The 11516-nt window shown below is 41.8% G+C and carries 9 protein-coding genes; 8 read left to right on the forward strand and 1 reads right to left on the reverse strand.

What is annotated here, in order from left to right; all coding sequences use genetic code 11:
* The first annotated feature begins 17 nt into the window (after positions 1 to 17).
* The 8 genes from ERJ70_RS07440 to ERJ70_RS07475 all read left to right on the forward strand — a co-directional run bounded on the left by ERJ70_RS07440 (position 18) and on the right by ERJ70_RS07475 (position 9771).
* The gene (locus ERJ70_RS07440; protein ID WP_209368301.1) at positions 18 to 893 is read left to right on the forward strand and encodes a carbohydrate ABC transporter permease; all 876 of its coding nucleotides are present in this window, start codon (positions 18 to 20) and stop codon (positions 891 to 893) included.
* Positions 894 to 907: 14 nt separating this feature from the next.
* A complete protein-coding gene (locus tag ERJ70_RS07445) occupies positions 908 to 1789 on the forward strand; it encodes a carbohydrate ABC transporter permease (protein WP_209368303.1) in 882 nt (293 codons plus the stop codon).
* Between the two features lie 34 nt (positions 1790 to 1823).
* Positions 1824 to 3593 carry a cache domain-containing sensor histidine kinase gene (locus tag ERJ70_RS07450; protein WP_209368305.1) on the forward strand — a complete coding sequence of 590 codons (1770 nt, stop codon included), beginning with the start codon at positions 1824 to 1826 and terminating at the stop codon, positions 3591 to 3593.
* Positions 3583 to 5142, forward strand: a complete 1560-nt coding sequence (locus ERJ70_RS07455; RefSeq protein WP_245208191.1) for a response regulator transcription factor — start codon at positions 3583 to 3585, stop codon at positions 5140 to 5142. Before ERJ70_RS07450 ends, ERJ70_RS07455 begins: the two co-directional genes overlap by 11 nt.
* Positions 5143 to 5197: 55 nt before the next feature.
* The gene (locus tag ERJ70_RS07460) at positions 5198 to 6634 is read left to right on the forward strand and encodes a glycoside hydrolase family 1 protein (protein ID WP_209368308.1); all 1437 of its coding nucleotides are present in this window, start codon (positions 5198 to 5200) and stop codon (positions 6632 to 6634) included.
* A 76-nt stretch (positions 6635 to 6710) separates the two neighbouring features.
* Entirely contained in the window at positions 6711 to 7625 is a 915-nt protein-coding gene (locus ERJ70_RS07465; protein ID WP_209368310.1) for an ROK family protein, read from the forward strand.
* Positions 7626 to 8163: 538 nt separating this feature from the next.
* Positions 8164 to 8772, forward strand: a complete 609-nt coding sequence (locus ERJ70_RS07470) for a 3'-5' exonuclease (RefSeq protein WP_209368312.1) — start codon at positions 8164 to 8166, stop codon at positions 8770 to 8772.
* Positions 8773 to 8874: 102 nt separating this feature from the next.
* Complete coding sequence (locus tag ERJ70_RS07475; RefSeq protein ID WP_209368314.1) at positions 8875 to 9771, forward strand: ROK family protein; 897 nt, start codon at positions 8875 to 8877, stop codon at positions 9769 to 9771.
* 321 nt (positions 9772 to 10092) lie between these two features.
* On the opposite strand, the gene ERJ70_RS07480 is transcribed toward ERJ70_RS07475, so the two are convergent.
* Positions 10093 to 11322: an IS110 family RNA-guided transposase gene (locus tag ERJ70_RS07480; RefSeq protein ID WP_209367978.1), complete on the reverse strand. Its 1230-nt coding sequence runs from the start codon at positions 11320 to 11322 to the stop codon at positions 10093 to 10095.
* Positions 11323 to 11516 lie beyond the last annotated feature (194 nt).

The raw sequence follows: 11516 nt of genomic DNA on the forward strand, positions 1-11516 counted from the left end.
AAAAAGGAGGAATGGAGATGCAGGCAGCCGGAAAAGCAAAAGGGGCCATCATCATCGGTTTATTACCTGCCATCTTGATTTATAGTGTGTTTGCCATTCTGCCAATTATTCAATCGTACTATTATTCGGTGATGGAATGGAATGGATTTTCCGAAATGTCATTTGTGGGCTTGGCAAATTTTCAAGCATTGTTCCAAGACGGACTGTTTTGGAATTCGGTGAAAAATAACATTTATGTCGTATTGGCATCCGTACTGGGGCAAGTACCAATTGCTTTGTTTATTGCATTGCTGTTGAACAGAAAGTTGAAGGGATTGAAAATCTTCCGGACAATTGGTTTTTTGCCCGTCGTTTTGTCCACTGTGGTCATCTCGTTAACCTGGAGCCTGATTTATAACTCGGAAAATGGTTTGATCAATGAATTACTCCGGGCGTTGGGCTTAGGCGGATTGGCGCAAAACTGGCTAGGCGATACGAACTGGTCGATGATCGCTGTTTGTGTCACGGTTATCTGGCAATTTGTCGGCCTGTATTTAATCATTTTTCTTGCTGCTTTGCAAAATGTACCGGAAGAGGTATTAGAGGCAGCAAGAATGGATGGAGCTTCAGAATGGACGACAACCTGGAAGGTCACGGTTCCGATGATATGGGATACCATCATCGTTGCGGTTATTCTATGCATAGCCGGCAGTTTGAAAACGTTCGATTTAATCTACGTCATGACAAACGGCGGACCGTCCCACTCGACGGACGTTATGGCGTTATATATGTTCAATGAAACCTTCAGCCAGCTGCAGTATGGATATGGAAGCGCAGTATCCGTTGTCATATTTTTCTTCAGTTTAATTTTGATTTTTATTGTCACCAAATTACTGGGACGTAAAATGTTATAAAAAGGAGGAACAAGATGGAAACGACAGTGAAAACGGCCGCTGGATCACAGGTTGAAAAACAAAGAGGCCGCAAAAAACCTGGTTGGAAACGGCTATTGATTTATACAATTCTAATCTTGTTTGCCATTGTGAATGCCTATCCAATAATCTGGATGGTCATCAATTCATTCAAGTCGGAAAGTGAATTTGCTGTTAACCAATTCGGATTTCCGAGAGAATTGGTATTGGAAAACTATCAAAATGCTTGGGAGATAGCCAATTTTGGTGTTCTTTTTAAAAACAGTATATTCATCTGTGTCGCTGCTACTGTTATCACCGTATTAACAGGGGCTTTAGCCTCGTACTTTTTATCAAGATTCACGTTTAAAATGAGTAAATTCATTTATACATTTTTTATTTTCGGAATGCTGATTCCTATTCATGCTACCCTGGTTCCCATGTTTATCCTGATGCGTAATCTCGGATTGTTGAATACGCCGGTCACCTTGTTATTTCCCTATATTGCTTTTCATTTGCCGATAACGATTTTTATTTTAACAAGCTTTATGAAAGCTTTTCCTAAGGACATTGAGGAGTCGGCGATTATGGATGGCTGTGGTATTTTTCGGATTTTCTGGTCCATCGTGCTGCCGATGTCCCGACCGGCCCTTGCTACGGTAGTCATTCTTAACTTCATTTATAATTGGAATGAATTTTCCTTTGCCCTGGTACTGATCAATGACCCGGCTTTCCAGACACTGCCGTTGGGTCTGGCAAATTTTGCCGGTCAGTTCACCACCAACTATGGAGCACAAATGGCAGGTTTGACCATGTCACTGATCCCGATAATCGCTATTTATTTAATGCTTGAAAAAGAAATCGTAAAAGGTATGACAGCTGGGGCGGTTAAGGGATAAGATAGAGCTAGTACTCGGTCAAGGATGGATGCTAATGTTCCGCCAATGGGGATTGAAAAAACAGTTTGCCACCGTTTTCCTGGTATTGATCACTCTGCCGACGATGTTTTTCGGTGCTTTGATCTACTACCAAACAACAAAAGCGTTTAAACAACAAGCAGCCGATCATACTATCGGACGCTTGGAAACAAGTGAAGAAACGTTGACATCGGTTATACGAAATGTAGAAAACATGACTTCCTTCATGATTTACGACGAAAATTTCCGCACTTTTTTCTCTTCTTCAAAATCGGAAATGACGAGTGAAGTCTACAAGCGGGCTGAAGAGGGCATAAAAGGGTACTTCACGTTTCAGTTAACGTCTTTTGATTATATCGATTCTATCATGCTGGAATCAGCCAGTGGGAACAAGCTTCATTTTGGCAATCCAGTCACAGCGGATGAAGCTGTATTAGACCAGGCAGCCACAAAGAAAGGCGGTGGCCTGTCCTGGAGCGGTTCCTATCAGGTCGACAGCGATTGGGAAGGAAAAAAACAAGTAATAAGCCTTTCGAGAGAAATAAACGATCTCAACCATATAACAGAGCCAATCGGAAGGGTAAGAATTCGACTGGATCAGGCGGATTTATACCAAACGGTTAAAGGCGACACTGCAGGTGGCCAGGGGTACTTTTTTGTCATGACGGATCAAGGCGATGTAGTACTGCATCCGGATGAAAACATGGTTGGTAAACCGTTCCCTGATCAGACACTGATCGATCGAATTATCGCAAGCAGTCAGCGATCGATCAGCTATGAAACAAAGGACAACCGTTATTTAGTCGTGAAAAAGAAAATAGACGGAATGAACTGGTTTTCAGTGGCAGTCGTCAACCAGGGAGAAGTAGTTCAGGAACTTTATAATGTACGGTCTCTCCTTGTTGACATGATTTTGTTGCTATTGTTATTGGGCACCGTTGCTTTTGCTGGATTTTATTTTTTCAATATCCGACGTATCCTAGAACTTACCGAACAAACCAAACAGCTGGAAAATGGGGATTTCAATGCCAATGTCCCCGTAAACACAAATGATGAAATCGGAAAGCTCGGTATGCGCTTCAACCAGATGGTGAAAACGATCCAGACATATATAAACCAGGAATACAAGCTGAAAATCAAACAAAAAGAGTCTGAACTACAAGCCATGCAAAACCAAATAGACCCTCATTTTTTGTATAATACATTGGATATGATTCGCTGGACAGCAAGGTTGGAAAATGCGATGGAAACAGGACATTTGATTGAACAGCTGTCAAAAATGTTCCGGATGAACTTGAATAAAGGGAATATGTGGGTCAAATTAGATGAAGAATTTGCTTATATTCGGCATTATCTCGAACTACAGAAAAGCAGGATGGGGAGCCGTCTTCGATACAGTATTTTTTATGAAGCGGATATTGGCGGGGCATATAGTATCAAACAGATTCTGCAGCCACTGGTGGAAAACAGTATACGCCATGGATTTAAAAACGTTTCCTATCAGGGAGAACTCCGTATCAGGGGATACAGACAGGAGAATCAAATTTTGATTGATGTGGTGGATAATGGGGCAGGCTTCCAATCGTACGATGAAACTGGAAATGAGGGCAGCGGTTTTGCGCTGAATCAGCTTCATGAACGATTATTGCTGGCCTTTGGAGAGGAGGGGAAGATAAAGCAAATCCCTTCCCGGAATGGAACCTGGATGCAAGTAAAGCTGCCACTGCTGAATAAGAGACCGGAACAGAAGATTAAAAAGGAACCGGGTGATTGGAATGACGTGTAAAATGCTCATTGTCGACGATGAACCGATTATCCGCAATGGATTGACAAAAACAATTCCATGGGAAAAATACACTATCGAAGTTGCGGAAGCAGCACACGACGGCTTAGATGCAATCAAAAAAATAAACGCTGCTGATGACATTGATATCGTCGTAACCGATGTGCGAATGCCGAATCAAGATGGTTTACAGCTTGCTGCTTATTTAGCTGAACACTATCCTGCAATCCGTATCATCATTCTAAGCGGTTATGATGACTTCGATTATGCTAAACAAGCGATGCACGCTGGTGTGAAAGATTACTTACTAAAACCAGTAGACATAGATGAATTGATTACGGTGGTAAGAAAAACGTCCGAAGAAATCCTGGAAGAACGTTTCCGCCATGCTCAGATGGAACTGTCAGCCATCAGAAATGAACTATACTACCAGGTGATGGATACACCAGTCAGTCATTTTCCTGACAAAAATCTTAGTGAAAAAGTAAAGCTATTCCCTTTTGTCACCTTGATCAAGGATTACTCGGTTCTTCTAACAGAAGAAAGTCACAAACAGCTAACTGAATGGAAACGTCACTGGGAACAAAGCATTTCCGAGTTGTTTACCACGATTGATGTAAACTGTATTTCTTTTTTTACCGGAGAAAATATGTTGTTGACCTGTCTGATTGTAAAAAAGGAAGGAATTAAGACGGAAGAGATTGAACGCCTCCTGGTTTCCGGGATAAATTATTTGGAGTTTCCGCTATACGCTCTTCTCCATAACCGATATATTCAGCTGAATGAGCTAGCGTATGTATATCGCCAGTTTGACCAATCGTTATCATTTTTGCCACTGGCAGATCAAGGAATCATCCATCTGCCAGTTCCCGAGTCTTGGCACAGCGGTTGCAAGTCATCAGATTTTCCGAGTGATAGGCTGATCGATTCCATTTTGCGCGGAGAACGGGACAAGATAAGGGATCTTACGGATGAGTTATTTAACAGCTTTCGTTTAAATTCCCGCTCTCTTTCGCAAACGGCCACTGCAGCTCGAGAGATTGTTTCCTCTGCCTACGAAAGGTGTCAGGGGTTGATGAGAAGACAGATCGATAGGACGCCATCTCTTCATCACTCGCTCGATTTTCAGTACCACAACACGTATCAAGCAATCCGGATTCTGTTCGAAAACGATATTCAATTGTTGATGGAGCAGTATCAATTGACTCGTGCCGAAAACAATGACTGGTTGATGGAGCGTGCAGAAGCCTACATTAAAAAATATTACACCTCAGATATTAAAGCCCACGAAGTAGCCGATGTTATCAATATTTCTCCGAATTACTTCAGTTCTTTGTTCAAACAAAGAACTGGAAAGAATTTTAATGAATACGTGAAGGAACTTCGGGTTGAACAAGCGAAGACGTTACTTGCTGATACCCCTTTTAAGGTAAGGGAAATCGCAGAGCAGGTCGGTTACCATGAATACAAATATTTTGTAGAAGTATTTAAAAAGTTTGTGGGGATGACACCAACAGAATTTCGAAAATGGAACACTGCCAAAGTAGAATGAACCACCAGAATTTGTATTACTGAATTCCGTTATTTCATAAAAGGAGCGATAAACCATGCAAACAAAAATGATTCAAGTACCTGAGGATTTCATGATCGGTGCGGCCGTTTCCGCCTGGCAGACAGAAGGCTGGTCAGGAAAAAAAGATAGTCAGGATTCCTATTTGGATTTATGGTACAAAAACAATCAAAACGTCTGGCATGAAGGGTATGGACCAGCAGTAGCGACCGATTTTCGCAACCGTTACAAGGAGGACATCGGTTATATGAAAGAAATCGGTCTGACGCATTTCCGGACTTCCATCAATTGGTCTCGATTTCTAGTAGATTATGAAAATACTGTCGTGGATGAAGATTATGCCGCCTACATCGATGACATGATCGATGAATTGATTGCCAACGGAATAGAACCGATGATTTGTCTGGAGCATTACGAGGTACCGGCAGTCTTATTTGAAAACTATGGTGGTTGGGGATCCAAGCATGTTGTCGAGCTATTTGTAAAATATGCGGAGAGGGTGTTCGAGCGATATGGTGACAAAGTCCAACACTGGTTCACTTTCAATGAGCCGGTTGTCGTACAGACGAGGGTTTACTTGGATGCCATTCGTTATCCATTTGAACAGAATACAAAGAAATGGATGCAATGGAACTTTAACAAAGCACTGGCAACAGCCAAGGTGGTTTCTTTGTTCAAAGAAATGGAGCTCAATCAAAAATACGGGGCTAAAATCGGTGTTATTCTAAATCCGGAGGTCACTTATGCCCGTTCTACGTCCCCTCACGACCAGGAGGCGGCCCGAATCTACGATTTGTTTTTTAATCGTGCCTTTCTGGATCCCTCTATCAAAGGGGAATATCCACAGGAACTATTCGATTTAATGGCAAAACATGATATAACATTTGAGCATACCAAAGAAGAATTGCAAATCATTCAAAGCAATACGGTCGATTATGTTGGGCTCAATCTTTATTTTCCGCATCGTGTACAGGCACGGACATCAGCCTGGAATGAACGGATCCCTTTTCATCCCGCTTATTACTACGAGAAATTTGACCTGCCCGGCAAAAAAATGAACCCTTACCGAGGATGGGAAATCTATCCACAAATCATGTACGATATGGCTCTTCGAATGAAAGAGGAATATGGAAACATCGAATGGTTCATTGCCGAAAATGGAATGGGAGTAGAAAAGGAACAGCGTTTTAAAAATAAGGATGGCATGATTGAGGATGATTACCGAATAGAGTTTATCAGTGACCATTTAAAATGGCTGCTTAAAGCAGTCGAAGAAGGTGTGAATTGTAGGGGCTATATGCTGTGGGCATTTTCTGATAATGTTTCCCCGATGAATGCATTTAAAAATCGTTATGGTCTGGTCGAAATCAATTTAGAAGATAACAGGAACCGCAGGCTTAAAAAATCCGCCTACTGGTATCAAAAATTGATTGCTGAAAGGCAATTCGAAACAATAGTTGGGGAGTATAAGTGAGACATCCGTTTGTGCATAAGGAATAACATGGAAAAGGAGTCAGCCCGTTTTAAAAAAAGAGAAGAGGGGGGAAACCATGGGCAATATTCTGGCAATAGATATAGGCGGAACATTTCTGAAATATGGAATAGTTACTAGAGAGGGGGATATCCAGTCAAGCAGCAAAATAAAGACACCGAAAACGATCGATGAATTGCTGTTCTTTCTTGAATCGCAAGCAACGTCCCAACCATTCCTTGCCGGGATTGCAGTGAGTTCGCCGGGAGCTGTATCCGAAGCTGGTTTTGTCTATGGTTCAAGTGCTGTTCATTATCTGCATGGCCCGAACATGAAAGCATTAATCGGTGAAAGAACTGGTCTTCCGGTCTTTATGGAAAATGACGCCCACTGTGCTGCCTATGCAGAAATTTGGAAAGGGGCCGCTGCAGGGCGAAAGGATGTCATGGTGATGGTTATCGGGACGGGAATCGGCGGAGCTGTCATAAAAAATGGGAAGCTGCATAAAGGAGATCGTTTGCACGGGGGAGAATTCGGTTACATGCTGCTTACCTCTGATATCGAAAGCAGCGATGATGTCTGGAGCCGGATTGCTTCCATGAAAGCGCTTGTTAAAAAGGTTGCAAAGCAAAAGCGGATTGAGCCATCCATGCTGACAGGAGAAGAAATATTTGAAATGGCTGAAAACGGCGATCCAATTTGCCGGGAAGCGGTGGATGGTTTTTACCATTTATTGGCGATCGGTATTTATAATTTGCAATATATTTATGACCCGGAAATCATACTTATCGGAGGTGGAATAAGTGCACGTCCGGACTTGATTGAACACATAAACGGCAAGTTGGACAGGATACTGCGTCTGATCGATTTGGCCAAAATAAAACCGCGCATTGAATCTTGCCATTTTCGCCAGAATGCCAATATACTTGGTGCAGTATATGGTTGGCTAAAACGTGAACAGAGCATAAACACTAAAGAACAAAATAGATGTTGAAAGATTTGGCAGTATCGGTTTCAACACAACTAGTTACACAAGAGAGAGTTTGGAACAAAAGCATAGTGGCCAAAGCAAAAACCGAACGATGATTCGATCTTACTAGGATGCGAATCCGTTCGGTTTTTGAAATTTTAATAGTAACTGTGAATTGCTTTCTCTTAAGAAGAGTGGTGGTAAGCACTTTAAAAAGGTACTTCGCTTTTCGTGGAAACATCGGTGTTATTACCTACTACATAAAACGTTTCTAATACAACTATCCATAGTACGAAAGGATTGTATGCTGCTTTGTTAAAATGGCATGGATCATTCAAAATCAGAACACCGTATCTTGTGGAAGATTATATTAGCCGGGTCATAGCGCCTTTCTCTCCTTATCTTAATATAGTGGCTTTCTATCAACGGTATGACAGGTCCGGAATGATAGGGAAAAGAAAAATTGACATTTTCTGGGCGGAAATATTTTTTGTTTGTCCGCATGACTTATTATATAATAGGAGTGAAAAGCGAGGAAAAAGCCTCATATGGAGGGAATATTTTGCAAATAGCGGCAATAGACTTTGAAACGGCAAATCGTTACCGTACCAGTGCTTGTTCCGTCGGCATTGTCATAGCTGATGAGAATGGGATAATAGATGAGTTTTATAGCTTGATCAATCCATTGATGGATTTTGATTCCTTTAATACGTATATCCACGGCATCAGCGAACAAGACGTGGTGGATGCTCCAACTTTTGATGAGCTGTGGCCCACTTTGATACCATACTTATCCGGCCGATTGGTCGTCGCTCATAATGCCAGCTTTGATATGAGTGTTCTGCGACAGACCCTGGATCGATACGAATTGACTTATCCTGAATTCGACTATCTCTGTACAGTGACCATGTCCAAAAAGGTTTGGCCGGAATTGTCGAATCATAAATTGCATACAGTAGCAGCACATAATGGAATCGAGTTCTTTCATCATAATGCTCTGGAAGATGCCAGAGCAGCAGCGTTACTGATGGTAGAAGCTATCAAGCATCAACAGGTTGAGGGTTTTGACGCGTTGGCGGCTTTACATGGTTGTAAAAAGGACAGGGTTTACGAACGTGGTTATCTCCCACCCAAAACTCAGACCAAACGGCGAAAGTCTGCTAAACGGTAAGGCATATTCAAGCAGATACAGACAGCCACAGGCTGTCTTCTTTGTTTTTACGCTTGGAAGAAAAAGTCGGCAGTTGTTATTTAGAAATAAGAGGGTGGAGCAATGGAAAAATTTTTAGCTTTTGATATAGGCGGAACGTTTATAAAATATGCTGTGATCAAGGAAGATGCAGAATTAGTGGAGAGTGGTAAAACGGCAACCCCGGATACCCTTGAAGGATTGATCAATATAATTGTGGGGTATGCGGAAGCCAATGCGGATGCTAAGGGGATTGCAATCAGTGCGCCTGGAGCGGTATCGGAGGAGGGTATTGTATATGGATCGAGTGCCTTGCCATATATACACGGACCAAATATTAAACAAATGGTAAAAGAAAAAACGAACCGGCCGGTTTTTATGGAGAATGATGCCAACTGTGCGGGATATGCCGAGGTCTGGAAAGGAGCAGCACGAGGCAAGCAGGATGTACTGGCGGTTGTCCTCGGTACAGGAATTGGTGGAGCCGTTATTAAAAATGGTTCCTTGCACAAAGGGGCGCATCTGCATGGTGGAGAATTTGGTTACATGCTTACACGTCCTGAACTTTCTGAAGAAGATAACACGTGGAGTGCTACGGCTTCTACCGCTGCTTTGGTCCGCATGGTGGCAGCTGCTAAGCGAGTCGAAAGCAGTTCGTTGTCCGGAGAAAAAATATTTTCCATGGCTGAAACCGGGGATAATGATTGTATAAACGCAATTGACAAGTTTTATCATAATCTGGCGGTCGGTCTGTATAACTTGCAGTACATATTCGATCCGGAATTGATAGTAATTGGTGGCGGGATTAGTGCCAGGCCGGATTTAACCGACAGAATCGGTGAAAAATTAGAGCAAATACTCAGCAGGATAGATATTGCCACTGTAAAGCCAAAGATAGCCGCTTGCCATTTTAGGCAAAATTCGAATTTACTTGGAGCAGTTTATGGATTAATGAAGCAAATCAATCCTTCTTACAGGTGAGTAGTTCCATACTAGGTAAATTGTAGGAATTTTCGTAAAACTCGGTTGACAATCTGTTGGCCGAGCTTTATGATACTGCTTATAACAACGTTGTTATCTTTTGTAAGCGCTTTCTAATTTTGGGGAGGTGGTGAAAGTTCCGGCTTGTTACAAGACACTGCAATATAACTTGTTAAGACCTGCGGTAATATGTCAAACAAAAATTAAATTAATATTTGATAATCAAGGTACACTTTATCAAAAAAGGCAACACCAAACTAGACCAGTAATATATGTAAATTACTGGAATGGAATAAAAAGGATTTAGAAGCTAGATATGCTTCATTCATTCACGCTCCTTTTCGACGTGTAGACTTGGTGATTGCGTAGTAGCGCATCAACCAACCGTACTAATTTTCTTGCGGTTAAGACGAGTGCCCTTTTATGTTGGTGTTTTGGTACTTCTTTGTATTTCTTCGCGTAATACGCTTGGTACTCAGGAACTTGTCTTCTTACCGAGTTGGCGGCTTCAACAAGGTAATATCTAAGGTACTGATTCCCATTACGAGATAGCGAAGTATCATCAGCTGTAAAACGTCCTGATTGATTTTTACGCCAATAGAGGCCTGCGTATTTAGCAATCTTTGTCTCATCATCAAAGCGTTCAATTTGGCCAATTTCTGCAATAATTCCTGCAGAAAACACAGGTCCAATCCCTGGGATTGTTTCAAGTGTTTCCGTTAATCCAGCCATGATCCGTTTGATGGCTTTATCTATCTCTTTTACTTGTTTTTGAAGTGTGCGAATCACTTCAATAGTAGTGCCAAGGATGAGATCAATAGAGTTTTCCAAGACCTTGTCTAATCGATAAGAAGAACGAACGGCTTTTTGGATTGATTTAGCTACACATTCGGCATCACTGAAACGATTCTTCCCTTTCTCTTGAAGGAATGCAGCTAGATCTTCCAATGGCATTTGAGATAGTTCTTCTAAACTGAATTTCTCGAAAAAGAGTTCCATCATGGCATTACCAAAAATGGAGGAGTCCACTTCCTCTTGAAAGGTATTGCATTTGTAACTCAAGTGTTGAAGAAAGTGCTGTTTTTCTTTGGTCACCTGATGAACGAGTTGGTATCTCGAACGAGTAAGCTGTTGGAGTGCTATGTATTGGCTCTCTTTAACAACAGACATATTGGCTCGGCCAAAGCGCAGGTAATCAGCTATAACAAATGCATCAATCTCATCGGTTTTGTCCATATCACTATAACTCTTTTTAAAGTTCTTAATTTGTTTAGGATTCATGACAAACACTTGTGTACCAAGTGCCTTGAGTGACTCGTCATTATGAAAAAACATAGATGGATGAAAGCTATAGACCGACGTAGACTCAAGACCAATTTTGAGTATATCGACTTTTTGGCCTTCGACACACTCTAGAATAGAATCTCGTAATAGAGTTGCACCTGGTAGATCATTGGATACGGTGAAGCTTCTGAGTTTATCTCCTTCACCATTTAGTAAGCAAACCTTGATATCAAAAGAACTAACATCTAATCCAGCAAATAATTTCACGGGGGATACCCTCCTTTCAAATTAGAATCATTGGTACTTATTTCTTGGACGCCCTGAGATATCCCTAGTGTGAACGCCGATCAGCAACCTCGTGTATCAGTACTATCCTTGGTTCGAAAGCCGCCCTAGAGCTACTATTTTCTAGGTTCGAAGAACAAGGTGCACAGCCTGCGAGTAGGAAGTTCCGCACGTAC

The sequence above is a fragment of the Sediminibacillus dalangtanensis genome (genome assembly GCF_017792025.1).
Classification (GTDB): domain Bacteria; phylum Bacillota; class Bacilli; order Bacillales; family Amphibacillaceae; genus Sediminibacillus; species Sediminibacillus dalangtanensis.

Bases quoted from the DNA above. Each gene is read 5' to 3' on its own strand.
- ERJ70_RS07440 (WP_209368301.1), top strand. From the start codon at position 18: ATGCAGGCAGCCGGAAAAGCAAAAGGGGCCATCATCATCGGTTTATTA.
- ERJ70_RS07445 (WP_209368303.1), top strand. From the start codon at position 908: ATGGAAACGACAGTGAAAACGGCCGCTGGATCACAGGTTGAAAAACAA.
- ERJ70_RS07450 (WP_209368305.1), top strand. From the start codon at position 1,824: ATGTTCCGCCAATGGGGATTGAAAAAACAGTTTGCCACCGTTTTCCTG.
- ERJ70_RS07455 (WP_245208191.1), top strand. From the start codon at position 3,583: ATGACGTGTAAAATGCTCATTGTCGACGATGAACCGATTATCCGCAAT.
- ERJ70_RS07460 (WP_209368308.1), top strand. From the start codon at position 5,198: ATGCAAACAAAAATGATTCAAGTACCTGAGGATTTCATGATCGGTGCG.
- ERJ70_RS07465 (WP_209368310.1), top strand. From the start codon at position 6,711: ATGGGCAATATTCTGGCAATAGATATAGGCGGAACATTTCTGAAATAT.
- ERJ70_RS07475 (WP_209368314.1), top strand. From the start codon at position 8,875: ATGGAAAAATTTTTAGCTTTTGATATAGGCGGAACGTTTATAAAATAT.